We start from the raw sequence: 16,446 nt of genomic DNA on the forward strand, positions 1-16,446 counted from the left end.
AATTTTTTCATACTGTTCTCTATTCAGTTCCATTCTCCTATTGTATCATACTTTGCCCCTTATGTGAACACTACCTAGGGAAGGTGATTCACGCAAATCATATTGTGAACAAATAGCATAAGATTCTAAACACTGTGTATAGTTCTTTGATAATGAATACGGAAGGCTGCCCATGAGGCGATAAACAAAATGTCGGCAACAAATTATTGTATTAAGAGACCACGGAACAGGAATGCCATCTTGATTTTGTAAACATTCAATCAATTCTAATGTCACTTTTATTGGTAAAAGTTCTCTGGGCATAGAATCTTCTGTTTTAACTTCCACTCTTATGCCTTCAACATCATCAATAATTAAAACCACATTATCAATAGGGCAAATATCTGTTTGATTTAGATAGAATTTAAACTCACACGAATAGAAAGCAAATGCATTTGTTTCACATAAAGAGGCCAATTGTTCAAATTTAGTTGCAGAAGGATACTTCTCAAGAACATAAAGAAGGTCATTTCGCCTTGATGCAATAAAATCATAAAAATCTTCTTTATATTCATCAATGTCATGCAAATTAGGAAATTCTTTCTTTAAACAATCACATGCTGCACGTGTCATACGAGTGAATACATCCTTAACGCCGCCATACAAAGCATTATCAAAATTGAATGGAATAATAATGCTTTTTCCATCAATATGTGGCTTTATCCCATGAATATCAAACACATGCCGAATTAACATGGTCTTTCCAGAACCAGTAAGGCCGGTAATAACGCATGTGTTATTACTATATGTATGCGTTTTGTATCGAGAAAGAGACCTTTCTAAATCGGGATTTGGAATATAGATTTTTTCGAATTCAACTTGACTTAGTTGACTTACAGAAGGAGCAAGCAGGTAATTTACTTCTGCCTCAAGAAACCGTTGAATATAGCTTCCATGCCAACCGGTATCTTCTCTTGACAAAGGGAAACAGAAAACTAATAACATAATAGGCTGTCAACCTTACACAAAGCACCGCTTCCAACAAAATCGGAGCGGTGTTTTTGTATGTGTTCTGGACATCGTGACCAGAAGCGCCCCCGCCCGTTTTCACCGTTCCGTCCACGGAGTCTCTGCCGGATTTATCCCCCGTCGCCGCGCCACCCATAGCACAGCCGGGGCTGCCTGTCAAGGGCAAAGCCGCCGCTGCGCGGCGGTGCTCCGCACCCTTGACTGGCTGTCCCGGCTGTGCTACCTCCCAAGGCGCGACGGGGGATATATCCTCCAGAGCCGCCCCCTTTCCCTGGATAGGGAAAGGGCGGGGGGATAGGGTCGAACCGCTTCCCCTCAAATCGCTTTCTTTTCCAAAGCTGATGTGTGGACAATTAGCAATTTCAATTCCTTGCCCCGCAAGGGTTTCCGGCCCCGGTTCTTTGAGGGGTGGTATAGTATCATTCCCCAGGCCCAATTCACTAAAATACTGTCAACATCTGAATTTACAGGAGGTATCTATGAGCGGTAAAAAATCAGCGTCTTACGGCCCCCAAAACCAGTCAACGCTGGTCGCTGGGAAAAAACGTGTTCGGAGCACGTCCGTCTGTGTCTGGCTGTCCCCGGACGAACAGGCAAAAATCCGGGAGTGCATGGCGGATGTTGGAATCCGCAACCTTTCGGCCTATATGCGGAAAATGGCGCTCAATGGCTACGTACTTCATGTTGACCTTGCGCCCGTTAAGGAGATCGTTTCTATGCAACGGCGTTGTGCGAATAACCTCAATCAAATAGCTGTCCTGGCAAATACCTATGGCGGAGTTTACCCCGACGAAATCAAGGCGCTGCAAAAGGACTATGCGGATTTATGGGGGCCGCTCTCTGAACTGCTGGAGAAACTTTCGGAGGTAGTAGCACTGTGAGCGCATAAGGCCCAGGAGCGATAGCGACGGGGCCGCAGACAGGGAAGCCTCTGGACACGGTGTCCAGAGGCTTCCGGCGGGTTTGGGGGCACCCCAACAAGCATTTTTGCGAAGCAAAAATTGCAAGTGTTATACACTTGCCCTGCTTGCCGTTTAGCGCACCCCCAGAATTGCGTAATAGTGGAGACTGCGTATTCCTAATCTCTTTTGAAAAATTATGGACTTGACAGAAGGACGACATCATGTTATATTTTAGCCATCAACACGATGTTATACATTAAGGAGGATAAAAACGTGGTACAGCAAATTTCCGATGCTGAACTTGAAATTATGAAAATCGTATGGGGAAACCCAGAGGATGTGACGTTGTTTCCCTATATCATGGATAGGCTAGCTGCCAGAGGCAAGCCGTGTCAAAAGAACACCTTGATTGTACTCCTATCGCGGCTGATGAACAAAGGCTTTCTGAGCGCAAAAAAAATCGGACGCCGCAACGAATATACCACGCTTGTTTCGGAAGCGGAGTACCAGACGGCGCAGACGAAAAATTTCCTGGATAAGATTTATGAGGGAAGCGCAAAAGGTCTGGTTTCCAATCTGATTATGGGCGATTTGCTGGCAGACGAGGAATATGAGGAATTGAAACGGCTGCTGGAGAAAGGAAAAGGGCAGCAATGAACGCAGTTTTGAAGATTTTCCTGTCCATGTCTTTTTCCGGCAGTTTACTTATTCTGGCTTTACTTTTTGGAAAACAGTTTTTGAAGAACAAAATCAGCCGACAATGGCAGTATTACATTTGGCTGGTTGTTGTTTTGCGGCTGCTGCTCCCGTTCGGGACGGAAGTAAGCCTGATGGGGAAGGCATATCAGGCTGTCGATCAGGCAATATCCCAGACCGCTCCTTTACCGCCGCAGCAACAGCCCCCATTAAACGCTCCGGAAAGCAATCTTGCTCCCGCTGTTGGGGCGGAACATCACAATGAAACGGTAAATAGTCCGGCAGATGATGTAACAACTGCCCACCCACTTCAAGATATTGGAGTGTTGTTAATCAGTCAGATATGGCTGGTGTGGCTGGTGGCCGCGCTGGGCTTGTTGATACGAAAAATAACAATCTATCAGGGCTTTATGCGGTATATCAAGGCTGGATTAACCCCGGTTTCTGACATTGAGCGGTTAGACGAACTTTCTATTGTTGCGGAGCAGTCGGGCATCAAAAAGCCCATTGAATTATGCGTCAACCCGTTGGTTTCTTCCCCTCTGCTGATTGGCTTTTTCCGTCCGTGTATCGTACTGCCCAGCGCAGATATTCCTGAAAAAGATTTTCGCTATATCATCCTGCATGAACTGACGCATTACAAACGGCGGGATATGTTCTATAAATGGCTGGTGCAGATTACAGTCTGCCTGCATTGGTTTAACCCGCTTGTATATCTTATGAGCCGGGAAATTACCAAGGCTTGTGAATTTTCCTGCGATGAAGCCGTCCTTGCCAAAATGGGGAGCAGCAACGCGCAAGACTATGGGAAAACCTTACTTGACGCTATGGCCGCAGTTGGGAGATACAAGGAAAATCTTGGCGCCGTTACTTTAAGCGAAAATAAAGAACTGCTAAAAGAAAGGTTAGGTGCGATTATGAAATTTAAGAAAAAATCAAAAGCAATTCAGCTTTTGACTGGTATGCTGACGTTATGTATTGTTTTTAGTGCAGCTTTCATCGGGATTTATCCTACTGCCGCCGCTGCGGATGTGCCAAATTCGATAAATACAGAAAAATCCGTACCGCCGCTGTTTGATAATTCGCAAACAGCAGACAATTCGTCAGAAATGGAAACATTGGATTTTAAGGGAACATCCTATTATTTAGTTTATAATGAAGCCCAACTCAGAGCGATTGGCACAGGCAAGTACGGCATGAACCTGAATTATATGCAGCAAGCGGATATTTCCTTGTCCGCAGGTGACTGGGTTCCCATCGGAACATGGGATGACCCTTTTACAGGAACCTATAACGGCAATGGCTTTGAGATTACGGGCCTCACCATGACCGACCCGGACGCAAAGATCATAGGACTGTTTGGGGTTGCGAAAAATGCACATATTTACAACATTACCCTGCGGGACTATGACATCGCGAGTGCGGGAAAAAATGCCGCTAATAAGTCGGTTGGAGCAGTCCTTGCGATTGGGCAAGGGAGCCGTTCCTATGATAATTTTGTCTATCCCAAAGAAGCAGCCGTGAGCATTAAGGATAATTCTTCAGAGATAGAGCGGTATTATAAAGCCGACAGTTTGCCTCTGTTTGAAATCACTTTCTCCCGGCTGGACGAAAATGCTCAAAGGACATGGCTTGAAAAGCTTTATGCCGAGAGCGATTTCGCTTTCTTCTCTGTTGCTGTGCGCGGACTTGGCTCAAATTCTCCTCTGCTTGCCGGCTTTGCAGAAAAGGCATATACCGATGAAGAAATGGCGTTTTTCTCCACTTTAATGGACCGTATGGACGAATCGGAACTGGAACTTTGGCTGGACAGGGCTTTGGAAGATGGAAACTGGGCTTTTCAATCTATGCTCTTTGATAAACTGAACCGAGGTGAAGAATTTGACGAGCTGGAAGAAAAGCAGGAGAAAGAATGGGCCGAAGCACAGGCGGCGGAATACCAGGCTGTGGGCGTTACAATGGACGGCAAAGACTATTATTACCAGGGCCAGCTTGTCAACATCTTTTTAGACATCCGGCCCAACAAATCCGTTTACACGCTGAATATGAACCCAAAAGGAACTGTCAATATTAAAATAGTCCGTGATACAGAAAGCAAAATCACAGGCGTCGCCTATATGACCGAAGCGGAAGTGATTGAGCTGTTGGGGGATATGGACGATTCGGATGATAAAACTGGCGTGGAAATAATCCCCGTTGATTTCAAAACCGTAGCGGCGGGAGAAACCATTTTCCTGGGGGAATACACATTGTCCGACGGAGATGAAATTTTATACGACATTTCAGCGGAAACAGGGAACAGAATGAAGGCCTTTTTTGCAAAGGACAATCAGGAAGATGTGGCCTATTGGTCAGTGAATAACCTGCGTCAGCCGGGCGAACCGCTGGAATGTATTGCGGATTTTACCGTTGGGCCTCCAGCAACAACGCCCGGAACCTATAAGCTGTACCTCCAAGCCCCGGACGGTACTTTGGGAACTGTAAGGGGCAGCGTTTCGATTGTGTCAGCAGACGCATTCTGATAATAATTCAACACCTCTGCCAGAACAACGGCATAATAAAAAAACCGTTGTTTCGGCGGCTGGTATCTGTGCGCCCGAACAAAATACAAGTAGCCATGCGGCGGTTTTGAAATAGTAAATTTCAAGCCGCCGCTTTCTTTTGAAAAAACGGAAAACGGAGGGTGTGTTAAAGTCGCCCATTTTTAAGGACACGGCGGTATCCTGGAGGTATCGCTATGTCCTTTTCTTATAGTTTGCTGTCAAAAAAGCCCTCCCCTTCTAAAGGGAAGCCCTGGCCGCAACTGCGAAAAATGTAATATCCTGTCGCCCCGGTACGTCCGTGTAGCCTTGCGCTGTGCGGGCGTTTTTCTATCCAAGCGGAGCTTCTGGACACGGTGTCCAGAGGCCCGCTGCCGCTCCCCGCCCCCTCCATTTCGATCTGTCCCTTTCCGCCAATATCGAAATGGAGGTTACATATGCTTGACTTAATAAGGGCTTGCCGGATAAACTCGGCTTGGCTCATTTTGCAGAGGGTGACACGCTCGGAAAACTCGGCGTATTCTTCCTCGGTCAAGCGTGTCTTGATTACCCGGTGGCGGTGGGGCGTGTTGTATCTTTTCATGGCTTTCAGCTCCTTTCTTTTTATGGTTTGCCCTCTCACCAATAGGAGAAAAACAGGGGGCAAAGCGGAAGTGTTTTTTGAAAAATCCGAAAATATTTTTTCGGGGATTTTTCAAGCGGCGCAAGCCGCAAAAAGGCGGGCTTGGGGTGGCAACCCCAACAAGATTCCCGCAGGACAAAATTGAGCGATTAGCGAAATTTGGTACTGTGGTAGAATCTTGCTCTTAGAAACTGCGCTGTGTGGTATCTTTGCTTACTATCCGGCTATTGGCGGCTGGTTTGTTGCGTTCCGGCGAAAATTTCTCTCACAATACCTTTAGTGCCATACGGAGAGATTTTGCCAAGGCTACGGAAAATTTCTCTCCAATACCTACAAACCAGCAAAATGGACGTTGATTGGCTGAAATTTCCCCTCATTCCTTACAAAACCACACAAGCCCGGATAGGCGGGAATTTTGAGAAATTTCTTCATTTTCCTTTCATTCCCCACACCACCGAAAATTGAAAACTGCCAAACAAAGAGCGTGTCATGTTTCCCTTTTCGTGGGGCAATACGGCGGTTTTTCAAAAACGCCGAATATAAACGCAAAAAAACAGGAAACCTTTTTATGATTTCCTGTCTTGGTGTGCCGTTCTATGTGGCGGAGGTTATTCAGTTTTGGGGTATGGCTGTTCATCAAAGCGGAACTGGAACAGGGCAGCGATAAGCCGCCGTTTGATATTGTCCTCGGTGTCCTTGTTGACGTGTCCGTTTTCAAGAGAAGCAAGCCGGATTCGCTTGCTGTAATGCCGTAAAACCTCGTCAATGGCTTCCGGCTCTCCGCTGGTCGCTCGGATAATGGTTTCATATGGCACAAGTTTAGGATTCCTCACGGAAAAGCACCTCCATTTCTTCATGCAGCATTTGCAAGGCACTGTGTATGTGATGCCACGCCGTACTCCGGCAGCGTCCGTATAGTTCCCCGATTTCCTGCTGTGTGTAACGCCCGAAAAAGTAAAGGTAAATGACTTCCCTCTTTTTCTCCGGCAGAGAGGACAGGGCGGCGGCAAGCTCCCCGTTTGTGAGGATAACCCTCTGACCGCATATCATAACCGGGTATTGCTTGTAGGGGTCTATGAAATAGGTGTCTGACGTGCTGAATGGGTAAAACTTTTCTTCGGTGAGGTATTCAAAAGATATTTCTCTTTGCCGCCGTCTATCCCTGTCACGCCATGCGTTGATAACCGCATAACGTATAACAACTTTACAAAAGGCGTTAAATGTGTATTCGATATGCTCCTTGTATGCTTCTGTGCAAGGCATAGAAATTCCCCCTTTCTCCCACATAATACATTTAGTTAGTATTCTTTTTTGTGATAAATACCCACGGTCAACGGATAGGATAAAGCGAACATTAACAAAGAACTTAAAAGCAAAATAGCCGCACTTAATAGAATTGTAGTTACGCCAGGGGCTAAATAAAGATTAAGTACACTAATAATTCCTAACACAACGCCAATTCCACAAAGCAAGCTGATTACTAAAAATACATCACTTCTTTCTTCGCCGCCCAGATAAAGCAATGGAAAGAAAAATGCACCTGTAAAAATACTTACACTGATTCCCAATGCAAATATTGAAACTACGTCAATGCTATTATCATAAGGGCAACCATGCAATGCCCATGATAAACTTATAACGATTCCTGCATATAGTATTCCAACAAGCAGCCATATTAGTTGACTGATAAAATAGCTTTTAACAATAGCAGCTCTCTTTACAGGCAAAGTTAATTTGTATTTTCCCCATTTTGAAATAAACTCTTTTTTTATGCTTGTAATTGCATTTACGGAAAAGCCAACCATGCTTAACAGAACGTAACCAATAAGAAGCGGCTGGCTGATAACCGCAACAACAAAAAGCCCCAATATAAGCATAAAAATCGAAAAAACTTTCGCATTAGAATAAACGGTTAAAAAATTATTTTTAAGCAATCCTTTCATACTCGTTCCCCCTTTACCAATAACAACATGATTTCATCAACTGAAACATGGTCTACAACAGAACCTTTATATTTTCGTTGTGCTTCTTTTCCGTTATTAACTAATACATCAATCTGAAAATCCCGTTTTCGGTAAGCGATAATATCACCAGGGTCTAATGCAAGGAACTGACTTTCCTTGCAACGCATAACGGCGTAATTATATACCAAATCATTTTTTGATGCGGTCATAATCAATTTCCCATTATGAATAAATGTAATATAATCTGCAACTTTTTCTAAATCGCTTGTAATATGAGAAGATAAAAGGATAGAATGGCTTTCCTCCTGCACAAATTCAAGAAAAACGTCCAGCATTTCATCACGCATAATGGGGTCTAAACCACTGGTTGCTTCGTCCAAAATCAATAATTGCGGGTGGTGCGACAAGGCAACTGCAATAGCCAGCTTCATTGTCATTCCTCTGGAATAATTTTTGATTTTCTGTTTAACAGGTAAATGAAAATCCTCTAAATATTTTTGAAATAAGGCATTATCCCATTGTGTATAAATTCCCTCCATGACTTGAGATAATTGTTTCGCCGTCCAAAAACCCGGAAAATTATCTCCGTCATAAACCACACCAATTTTTTCTCGAATGTCTGTGTCAATATCCCGCATTTCTTTTCCAAATAGTTTTACCATACCGCTGTCTTTTCTGACAGTGTTTAAAATACAGCCAATCGTGGTAGTTTTACCTGCGCCGTTTTCACCAACAAAGCCCAGAATAGCCCCATACGGTAATGAAAAAGAGAGTTTATCCAATATAAAGTTTGACTTTGGAAAAGACTTACATATTTGTTGCAATTCTAAAATGTTTTCCATGTTATTCGTCCTCCTGATAAAATAAAGTTAATAATTCCGTCAATTTTTCAAGAGAAATATTACTCATTCTCCCTATTTCGGCGGCTGCTTGTAAATGTTCTTCGGCTATACGCTGTTGTTCCTCTTGATAAAATTCTTTGTTCTGCGCCGACACAAAACTTCCTCTGCCAACTGTAGTTTCGATAAATCCGTCCCTTTGTAAATCCTCATAGGCTTTTTGGACTGTAATGACACTTACATGGATTGATTTTGCCAAAGCTCGCATGGAAGGGATTGCGTCACCTGCCTGTAATTCTCCGCTCATTATCATTGCCTTGATTTGTGATGTGATTTGTTCATAAATCGGTTTATTGGCATTGTTGCTGATAATGATTTCCACTATTCACCACCTCTACTTTCCGAATGTACTTAATGTACAAGTACATTATATCACCTTTGCTATTATAGTCAATCCCCCAAATAAAAATAACAACAACTTAATCTGGTTGTTGTGTATCAAAAATATAGGTCGGTGTAAGGTAGGATTCCGTAGTAGTCGGCATTGTGGGAATGTGTATAACTGGCTGTCTTATGGAGTTGTGGGTAACTCTGTTTGCAGGACGTGGGAAAGCTGCACTTTAGCTTTTCCATGTGCTGTGAATAGAGTTATCCATGATTCCATAGCCTGTTATGCACATTTCCACAATGCTTGTCTTTTGGTCTTTGGCTTCTTTGGTTCGGAATAGTGTGGTGCTGGCGGTCTATCTCTTGTTTTCGGTTGCTTGCTTCTTTACCGTACATGAGCATTGGAGCCAGGGTTATCCGACCCGTAGCCCTCCAGGAGATTGACGACGCCCCACACGCCCAGACCAGCGCCCAGGGCCACAACGAGGGTCTGCAAGGTGGTGATAGCGGAAGAAAAGAACTCCATATAAACCTCCATATTCTCCGGGAATATCATCCCGGCCATGAAAAAAGCCGCCCTTGTCAGGCGGCAGGAACGCTCTGGACACGGTGTCCAGAGGTTATACAAAGGCGTCCGGGTCGTCCAGGTCGTCATAGTTGAAGATGTCCTCGTCCTCGCCTATGTCCGCCTCGTCCGGCACGTCCGCCTCGTACACGGTGTATCGCTCGTCGGGGTCCAGCTTCTCCATACGGCGGGAGATCAGGCGGGACAGGTCAAAGGCATTTTTCTTGTCCGCCTCCGCCGTATAGCGGTAATTGGGGTGCTGCTTCAAGTCGTACTTGGGGGAGAAAAAGGGCCGCAGCCCCCGGAGCTGTAAAATACATTTGTCGCCGGGCATGGTGGTGAGCTCGTCCATGGTCATAAGCTCCCGGCCCAGGCGCTGGGTGTTCTGGCTGTAACTCTCGGACTGCCCGCGGGACCGGCTGTCGGTCTGCATGGAAATGGTTTGCTTGCCCAGCCACGCCTCGGAAATCTCCTTGACGGTGGAGTGCTCCCGCCCGCCCAGGAAAACCACGCTGTCCATGTTGCCCATGATCGTCTCGGCGTTGTCCTTGTAAATGGCCTTGCATTGGGACTGGGCCTGATAGAACAGGGTCAGGCTGACCTCGCGGGAGCGGATCACCGCCACCAGCTTCTCCAGGTTCGGGACCTGCCCCGTGTTGGCGGCCTCGTCCCACAGCACCCGGACGTGGTGGGGCAGGCGGCCCCCATGCACATTGTCCGCCCTCTCGCACAGGAGGTTGAACATTTGGGAGAACGCCAGGGCCACAATGAAATTGTAGGTGGTGTCCGTGTCGCTGATGATGAAGAAAGCCGCCGTCCGCTTGTCTCCCAGGCGGTCCAGCTCCATTTCGTCGTAGCTCATGATCTCCCGGAGCTGGGGAATGTCAAACGGAGCCAGCCGCGCCCCGCAGCTAATAAGTATGCTACGCGCCGTCTTGCCGCTGGCTAATTTGTACTTTTTGTACTGCTTCACGGCGAAGCAGTCCGGCTTGCGCTTCTCCAGGCCCTTGAACATATAGTCGATGGCGTTCATAAAATCCGGGTCGTCCTCTTTCACCTCCATGCCGGAGATCATATCCACCAGGGTATTCATATTCCGGTCCTCCTCCGGCCCCTCGAAGATGATATAGGCAATCAGGGCGCAGTATAAAAGCGTCTCCGATTTGGTCCAGAACGGGTCCCCCTCCTTGCCCTCCCCCTTGGTGTTGGCAATCAGGGTGTTCACGAATTTCAGAATATCCGCCTCGTTCTTGATATAGGCCAGGGGGTTGTAGTGCATGGAGCGGGAAAAATCAATGCTGTTGAAAACCTTAATCTTATAGCCCTTTTTCCTCTGGAGGAAGCAGCCCACCTGGGACAGCACCCCGCCCTTGGGGTCCACCACCACATAGGAGGAGTGGGCCTGGAGGAGCTGGGGGGTGAGCCAGAACCGGGTCTTGCCGGAGCCGGAGGAGCCGATGACGCAGGCGTTGAGGTTCCGGGCGTTGGCCGGGTTCTTGGGCCGGGTGTTGGTGGTGAGAAATTCCGTCCCGGAGAGAATGACGTTTTTCTCAAACCTGGGATCGACGAAAGGGGCGATGTCTTTCGGCCCGCCCCAACGCGCGCTGCCGTACTCCTCGTCACGGCGAAATTTTTTCGCGTTCTTGGCCTTGACGTAGACGAACAGCCGGATGGCCGCCGCCCCCGCGATCCCTACCAGCCAGTCCGCCGGGTCCAGCCCAGGGGCGGGGGAGGCAAAGGCCGTGTTGATGGTGTTCATCATGCCCACCAGCTTCTCCCCGGCGTTGGCCCCAGCCGCCAGACGGTAGGCCGTCCCCAATTTGAGGCAGGCCCAGGCCATAAACACATAGGGCATATTGGGGAGAATGTACTTTTTCAAGCTACCTTTCTTCACGGGCCGCCTCCTTTTTCCGCTCCTGGGTCCGCTCCTGGCCCCGCAGCAGCTCCCCGGCCCGCTTCATCCGCTCCAGAATGGGGACCCGCCGCGCCCTGGGCCGGTCCATGACACAGCGGGAGTATTCCCCGAAACAGGCGGTAATGGCGTCGGCCTGCTTGGATTTGAAGAACAGCAGATACTTTCCCTCGCCGTTTTTGAAAAAGGCGTAGTCCACATTCCAGCGCCGGGCCACCCGGTCAAACTCCCTGGGGGCCTCCACGGGGAGGCTGTTGGTGGCCTCGCCCTGCTTCATAAGCTGTTTGACGCTCTGCCTGCCGTGGGGCGTCTTGCGGGCCTGCCGCTCCTTTTGGATATTCCGGCCCGCCGCCCGCAGCGCCCAGGCCAGCGTCCGCGCCGTCAGCTTACCCGTTCGGATGGAGAGGGCTATCGTGCGCCGGGAAATATCTTCATCTACCAAAAATCATCACCTCCTGCCTCTGGACACGGTGTCCAGAGGGCTACCGCTCCTCCCGGTCCACCTTGGGCGCGGACCGCTCCGTGGTCAGGGAAGCCCGGTTCGCCATTTCCTGATAGGCAGCCATTTGCTCCCGGATGGGCACTTTAGGCATGGAGAATACCCGGTGTTCGTCGGGAATGTCCTCGATCCCGTGGTAATGCTCCTTAAAGGAATGTCCCCCCTGGACGTACCCGCCGGGGGCGAAGTGGCCGCCCTCGTTGATCCGCGCATCCCGCCCGTATGCCTCATAATCAATGTAGTCGATCAGGTGCTCCGGCACAGGGACGGCCTCAAGCTCCTGGAGATACATCCGCCCCAAGTCCTCCTCGGTGTGAACATCGGAATAAAAGCTGTAGCTGTCCAGGTTTTGAGAGAGATTGATTAAATCTTTCACGCTCCCGGTGTACTCCCCACTGTCCATGACGGCCTCAAACACCGCCAGCTCGTCCTGGGACAGCTCCGACAGCAGGCAGGCCAGATGGTTCAGCTCGTCTATGCTCTCGTACTCGCCCAGGTGCTTGTGGAGCTGGGGCATAGGGCCGTCATAATCGGAAATAAAAATCTCCTCATACCGAATACCGTCTATGCCGATTTTTTTCAAGGCCGCCTGGACGGTTTCGGTGTCGGTGGGGAACGCCACCCGCTCATATACAAGCTGGCCCTCGTTGTACTTGCCCAGGTTCGTCACACAGGCTTCAAATATCGCTATACGGTTTCCCTCCCTCCAATTCTTCTTTTACTCCCGCCATGATGTACTCCGCACAGGGCAGGGCAATGGAGTTTCCCAGGGCCTTTTGCCGGGCGCGGGCGGAGACGGGCCGCCCGTCGTGGCCGAACGCCGTCCAGCCGTCGGGCAGGCCCATGGCCCGCTCCCCCTCCGTGGGGGTCAGCCATGTAATCACCCCCTCCGCCTCCCGGCCCTCCCACCACAGGGCAAACACCATCAGCCCTCCGGCAAGCAGAGTGGGAAAAGGGTCTGTTGATTTTCCAAAGCTCCCCAGGAAGTTCCCGACGTCCCCCGCCTTGGCCGCCCCCCGCATACGGTAGCCTTGAAAGGGGTGGACGACTGGTAGCGGCCCCCCTGTTTCAAAAGCAGATATTCGATTGCCTCCGGCGGGGGACAGCCCAAAGTCTCCGCAAGGCGCAGGAGCCGGGAACAGGCGGCGGGGCTTAAACAGGACCGCTCCGGCACGCCGGCCTCCAAAATCCGCCACGACGAACACCCGCTGACGCCGGGCCAGCCGGGGGTCTGCCCAATGCTGGGCGTCCAGCAGACGCCAGCACACGTCACGGCCTCCGCCTCGCACCATTCCGGCATTGGCCCAGCGCCCAGAAGCAGGCATTGGAATTTCGGTGTTTGTGAGAGATTGCAGGACGGCTCTAAAATCCAGCCGGTTTCCTGATAGCAGAGCTCCCATGACGTTTTCCCAAATAACGATTGTTGGAAATTGACCTCCAGTGGCATCCCTCATTTCCTCTATGATACGCACCGCCTGGAAGAACAGGCTGGACTTTGCCCCGCCCAGCCCCTCACGGCGGCCCGCGCTGGAGAGATTTTGACAGGGGGACCCGAATGTGATGATGTCCACGGGCGGGACCTCGCCGCCGTGGAGCCGGGTAATGTCCCCCAGGTGCTCCATATCCGGGAAGTGGCGTTTCGTGATGGAGACGGGGGCCTTTTCGATCTCGCTGGCCCACAGGGGGACGATCCCCTGACGCCGGGCGGCCAGGGGGAACACGCCGATCCCGTCAAAGAGGCTCGCCAGGGTCAGCAGCGGCCCTGCCCCTTTACCGTCAGAATACCCTCCAGAGTGGTGGCCGTGATTTTGAGCCGCTGGGCCACGGCGATGTCATTTTTCACCGCCTCGGTGACAGCGTGGCCGCACACCACCAGCACGCGGGAGCGGCGCAGCAGGTCCCGGCTCATATCAATGCTGCTCTTGTGCTCCTCCGGCACAGCGTCGTTCAGAAAGAGGGGGAGATACAGTGTGGGGCAGATGGGGGAAAATCCCGCCTCATAGACGGCCCGGCAGTAGCGGACAGCCTGCTCCGTGGCCTCCACGGGGTCCGCGCTCCAGGCGGCGGTGACATACGCCAGGGGCATTTTCATTTTGAAAACCTCCGTTCAGATGTAGATAAAATTGTTTGGAGAGGAAGCGGTCAGCCCCTTTTCCCCCCGCCCCTTTCCCCATTCTTGGGGAAAGGGGGGCGGCTCTGGAGGATATATCCCCCGTCGCGCCTTGGGAGTAGCACAGCCGGGACTGCCTGTCAAGGGTGCGGAGCACCGCCGCGCAGCGGCGGCTTTGCCCTTGACAGGCTGCCCCGGTTGTGCTATGGGTGGCGCGGCGACGGGGGATATTCCACAAGAGCCGTTTTCACGGGAGACGGTGGGACGGGGGAGACGGGAAAAGCTCTGGACACCGTGTCCAGAGCTTCCGCTTACTTCTCCCGATCCGTCTTTTTCTCGCCCTTGCCCAGCTCCGGGGGCTGCTTGTCCTTCCACTCCCCCAACAGGGCCATGATCTGGTCCTTCATCTCACGGGGCGTCTTGTCCTTGCCGAAAAACTGGGCCAACTCCGCAGAACTGATAATCACGTCGAAATCCTCCTTTTTCTTCTCCTGGCTCAACACCGCGTCGATCACGTCCGGGTTGAGCTGGTTCTTCTCGTCCATCTCCCGCAGCTTCTTGGCCTGGGCCTTGGAGGGGGACGACTGCTGCCCCTCAATGGACACGGCGATATACTTCTGATGGTCCGGCCTGATACGGGAAATCTCCACAGCGGGGGTGAACGACAGCTTGCCGCCGTCCATGAACTGTTTCAGCTCCGGCACAAGGTCATTCAGATAAATGTACCGCTGCACCGTCTTTCCGCTCATGCCGTTGCGCTCGCCCACTTTGTCCAGAGACAGCTTGCCCAGGTCCGCGCCGTCGCCCCGCGTCCCCTGGTGCTTGATGGCCTCATACTGCTGCTTCAAGGCCGCCGCCTTTTCGCTGGGCAAAATCGTTTCCCGGTGGCGCAGGTTGTCGTCCGTCATAGCGAGGACGGCTTCATCATCCGTCATGTTGCGGACGATACAGGGCATATTTTTGTACCCCGCCAGTTCGCTTGCCCGCTGCCGCCGGTGGCCCGCTATGATCTCATAGCCCCCGCCCTCACGGGGACGCACCAGGGCGGGCTGGTGGACGCCGCCTGCCCGCACAGACGACACCAGCCCTTTCATTTCATTGTCGTCCCGGACGCCGAACGGGTGATCCTGGAACGGGTGGAGCTGGTCGAGGTCCAGATAGACGATCTCCTCTTTTTCCGCGCGGGAGGCGTCCTTGGGCTGGGGCGGCTCCTCTGGCGCGGGCGCGGGAGGCGGCGGGATCTCCTCCTTGGCCGGGGTGGATTTTCCGGCGGCCTTGCCCCGTGTGGCGGTCTTGGCCGTCTTGCCAGCTCCGCCCCCGCCGGGGGTCTGCTTCTCCGCCTTGGGCGGGCGGCCCTTGCGCTTGGGCCTCTCACCCTGGGCCGGGGCCTCCTTGTTCTTGGGGCGGCGGCCACGGCGGGGTGGCTCCGGCTGCTCCTGGGGCTTCTCCCACTCCTGCCCGCCCTCCTTGGCCGGGTCCGTCTGCTCCTGCCCCGCCCGGACGGACGACAGGTTGATCACCTTGTTCTCCGGGGCCGGGGGACCCTCCATGCCGGGGATCACACCCTGGGCCCCCGGCTCCGGGGCGGGCGGGGCCTCCGACACTTCCGGCGCGGGGGGCTCCAGCGTTTGTCCCTCCGGGGCTGGGGTCGTTTTAATTTCTTCTGCCATTCGCTTGACCTCCTTACTTTTTCAAATACAAACGGGGCCAAAACCTTATTTTGGCCCCGTCTCCTTATACGTTTTCCTCCTTTCCCTGTCACGCAAAAACGCCGCCCTTTTTACAGCCGGGCGGCGTTTTCGGTAAGGTTGACAGTCCATTTTTTTGTTGTTTATCATGTTTCCCTTTGTCAAGCGTTGCAATCAAGAATTGTGAGGATATTTAGGTTATGCTAAAAGATGGCGTCGTTTTAGAAGATGATAGCGACAGAATAATAGTTAATCAGTACAGCTTTTGCGAATTGATAAAACGATTATTAACTCATTATGTGGGCATTTCATATGAGGATGCGTCTAAAATGGTAGCTCAATCTCATCTTGCGGAACCAATTTCAAATGTAATGGACGCCGGATTATTAGGTCATGAATATCCTTACTATTGGGCTATGAATCTCTATTATGGCGAAGCGTACTGGGAAAAAGGAATACCCGCACAACCAGATGATTTAGAGGCTTATTTTGAACTGGAAAATAGCATAATGAAGCACTATAATTTAAACGAACCATTTGAATGAGTAATCCCAGTGTGTTTATGGAGAGTGCGTCATGATTGGATATGCTTTAATTGAGAAGCTACCTATGAAGGACTGAACCCACCATGGAAACCGTCAAACGCGGCTATGTGCCGAAAGATACCAAGGTATTTCCAGAGCAGAGGTATGCATTATGGTTCACGAAAAAACC

At 50.8% G+C, this 16,446-nt stretch carries 16 protein-coding genes and 2 pseudogenes; 4 read left to right on the forward strand and 14 right to left on the reverse strand.

Annotated features, from left to right (window positions below):
- Positions 1 to 45 precede the first annotated feature (45 nt).
- Positions 46 to 984, reverse strand: a complete 939-nt coding sequence (locus NFS22_RS21410; RefSeq protein WP_251319714.1) for a hypothetical protein — start codon at positions 982 to 984, stop codon at positions 46 to 48.
- Between the two features lie 503 nt (positions 985 to 1,487).
- Between NFS22_RS21410 and NFS22_RS21415 the strand changes: the two genes are divergently transcribed.
- The 3 genes from NFS22_RS21415 to NFS22_RS21425 all read left to right on the forward strand — a co-directional run bounded on the left by NFS22_RS21415 (position 1,488) and on the right by NFS22_RS21425 (position 5,128).
- Positions 1,488 to 1,889, forward strand: coding sequence for a plasmid mobilization protein (locus tag NFS22_RS21415; protein ID WP_251319715.1), 402 nt, complete (start codon positions 1,488 to 1,490; stop codon positions 1,887 to 1,889).
- A 294-nt stretch (positions 1,890 to 2,183) separates the two neighbouring features.
- Positions 2,184 to 2,567 (forward strand): BlaI/MecI/CopY family transcriptional regulator, encoded by a 384-nt coding sequence (locus NFS22_RS21420; protein WP_172517769.1) that lies wholly within the window; start codon positions 2,184 to 2,186, stop codon positions 2,565 to 2,567.
- Positions 2,564 to 5,128, forward strand: a complete 2,565-nt coding sequence (locus NFS22_RS21425; RefSeq protein WP_251319716.1) for a M56 family metallopeptidase — start codon at positions 2,564 to 2,566, stop codon at positions 5,126 to 5,128. The genes NFS22_RS21420 and NFS22_RS21425 overlap by 4 nt, the downstream gene beginning before the upstream one ends.
- A 454-nt stretch (positions 5,129 to 5,582) precedes the next feature.
- Here the strand turns inward: NFS22_RS21425 and NFS22_RS21430 are convergent.
- The 13 genes and pseudogenes from NFS22_RS21430 to NFS22_RS21490 all read right to left on the reverse strand — a co-directional run.
- Positions 5,583 to 5,729 (reverse strand): annotated as a pseudogene (locus NFS22_RS21430) (plasmid mobilization protein); the annotation flags it as partial.
- A gap of 647 nt (positions 5,730 to 6,376) precedes the next feature.
- Complete coding sequence (locus tag NFS22_RS21435; protein WP_251319717.1) at positions 6,377 to 6,601, reverse strand: helix-turn-helix domain-containing protein; 225 nt, start codon at positions 6,599 to 6,601, stop codon at positions 6,377 to 6,379.
- Positions 6,588 to 7,031 (reverse strand): RNA polymerase sigma factor, encoded by a 444-nt coding sequence (locus NFS22_RS21440; protein ID WP_251319718.1) that lies wholly within the window; start codon positions 7,029 to 7,031, stop codon positions 6,588 to 6,590. Before NFS22_RS21440 ends, NFS22_RS21435 begins: the two co-directional genes overlap by 14 nt.
- A gap of 35 nt (positions 7,032 to 7,066) precedes the next feature.
- Positions 7,067 to 7,711 carry an ABC-2 transporter permease gene (locus NFS22_RS21445; protein ID WP_120425246.1) on the reverse strand — a complete coding sequence of 215 codons (645 nt, stop codon included), beginning with the start codon at positions 7,709 to 7,711 and terminating at the stop codon, positions 7,067 to 7,069.
- The gene (locus NFS22_RS21450; RefSeq protein WP_120425247.1) at positions 7,708 to 8,574 is read right to left on the reverse strand and encodes an ABC transporter ATP-binding protein; all 867 of its coding nucleotides are present in this window, start codon (positions 8,572 to 8,574) and stop codon (positions 7,708 to 7,710) included. The genes NFS22_RS21445 and NFS22_RS21450 overlap by 4 nt, the downstream gene beginning before the upstream one ends.
- 1 nt (position 8,575) lies before the next feature.
- Complete coding sequence (locus tag NFS22_RS21455) at positions 8,576 to 8,953, reverse strand: GntR family transcriptional regulator (RefSeq protein ID WP_120408623.1); 378 nt, start codon at positions 8,951 to 8,953, stop codon at positions 8,576 to 8,578.
- A gap of 402 nt (positions 8,954 to 9,355) precedes the next feature.
- Positions 9,356 to 9,484: pseudogene (locus NFS22_RS21460) on the reverse strand (Maff2 family mobile element protein); the annotation flags it as partial.
- A gap of 94 nt (positions 9,485 to 9,578) precedes the next feature.
- The gene (locus tag NFS22_RS21465) at positions 9,579 to 11,378 is read right to left on the reverse strand and encodes a VirD4-like conjugal transfer protein, CD1115 family (RefSeq protein ID WP_420908901.1); all 1,800 of its coding nucleotides are present in this window, start codon (positions 11,376 to 11,378) and stop codon (positions 9,579 to 9,581) included.
- Positions 11,379 to 11,403: 25 nt separating this feature from the next.
- On the reverse strand, positions 11,404 to 11,877 hold the full coding sequence (locus NFS22_RS21470) for a DUF3801 domain-containing protein (RefSeq protein WP_338148052.1): 474 nt from the start codon (positions 11,875 to 11,877) through the stop codon (positions 11,404 to 11,406).
- Between the two features lie 40 nt (positions 11,878 to 11,917).
- The gene (locus NFS22_RS21475) at positions 11,918 to 12,604 is read right to left on the reverse strand and encodes an antirestriction protein ArdA (RefSeq protein ID WP_251319720.1); all 687 of its coding nucleotides are present in this window, start codon (positions 12,602 to 12,604) and stop codon (positions 11,918 to 11,920) included.
- 7 nt (positions 12,605 to 12,611) lie between these two features.
- Entirely contained in the window at positions 12,612 to 13,691 is a 1,080-nt protein-coding gene (locus tag NFS22_RS21480) for a DNA cytosine methyltransferase (protein WP_277614974.1), read from the reverse strand.
- Positions 13,685 to 14,026 (reverse strand): DUF7768 domain-containing protein, encoded by a 342-nt coding sequence (locus NFS22_RS21485; RefSeq protein ID WP_023346841.1) that lies wholly within the window; start codon positions 14,024 to 14,026, stop codon positions 13,685 to 13,687. Before NFS22_RS21485 ends, NFS22_RS21480 begins: the two co-directional genes overlap by 7 nt.
- Positions 14,027 to 14,355: 329 nt before the next feature.
- On the reverse strand, positions 14,356 to 15,714 hold the full coding sequence (locus NFS22_RS21490) for a ParB/RepB/Spo0J family partition protein (protein WP_251319722.1): 1,359 nt from the start codon (positions 15,712 to 15,714) through the stop codon (positions 14,356 to 14,358).
- Between the two features lie 218 nt (positions 15,715 to 15,932).
- On the opposite strand from NFS22_RS21490, the gene NFS22_RS21495 reads away from it, so the two are divergent.
- Positions 15,933 to 16,277, forward strand: coding sequence for a hypothetical protein (locus tag NFS22_RS21495; protein ID WP_251319723.1), 345 nt, complete (start codon positions 15,933 to 15,935; stop codon positions 16,275 to 16,277).
- Positions 16,278 to 16,446 lie beyond the last annotated feature (169 nt).

It is taken from the genome of Flintibacter muris (assembly GCF_943192995.1).
In the GTDB taxonomy this organism is placed as follows: domain Bacteria; phylum Bacillota; class Clostridia; order Oscillospirales; family Oscillospiraceae; genus Lawsonibacter; species Lawsonibacter muris.

Coding starts and splice junctions, on each gene's coding strand:
- NFS22_RS21465 (WP_420908901.1), bottom strand. CDS start 11,378: ATGCCCTATGTGTTTATGGCCTGGGCCTGCCTCAAATTGGGGACGGCC.
- NFS22_RS21495 (WP_251319723.1), top strand. CDS start 15,933: ATGCTAAAAGATGGCGTCGTTTTAGAAGATGATAGCGACAGAATAATA.
- NFS22_RS21450 (WP_120425247.1), bottom strand. CDS start 8,574: ATGGAAAACATTTTAGAATTGCAACAAATATGTAAGTCTTTTCCAAAG.
- NFS22_RS21440 (WP_251319718.1), bottom strand. CDS start 7,031: ATGCCTTGCACAGAAGCATACAAGGAGCATATCGAATACACATTTAAC.
- NFS22_RS21485 (WP_023346841.1), bottom strand. CDS start 14,026: ATGAAAATGCCCCTGGCGTATGTCACCGCCGCCTGGAGCGCGGACCCC.
- NFS22_RS21425 (WP_251319716.1), top strand. CDS start 2,564: ATGAACGCAGTTTTGAAGATTTTCCTGTCCATGTCTTTTTCCGGCAGT.
- NFS22_RS21490 (WP_251319722.1), bottom strand. CDS start 15,714: ATGGCAGAAGAAATTAAAACGACCCCAGCCCCGGAGGGACAAACGCTG.
- NFS22_RS21410 (WP_251319714.1), bottom strand. CDS start 984: ATGTTATTAGTTTTCTGTTTCCCTTTGTCAAGAGAAGATACCGGTTGG.
- NFS22_RS21415 (WP_251319715.1), top strand. CDS start 1,488: ATGAGCGGTAAAAAATCAGCGTCTTACGGCCCCCAAAACCAGTCAACG.
- NFS22_RS21445 (WP_120425246.1), bottom strand. CDS start 7,711: ATGAAAGGATTGCTTAAAAATAATTTTTTAACCGTTTATTCTAATGCG.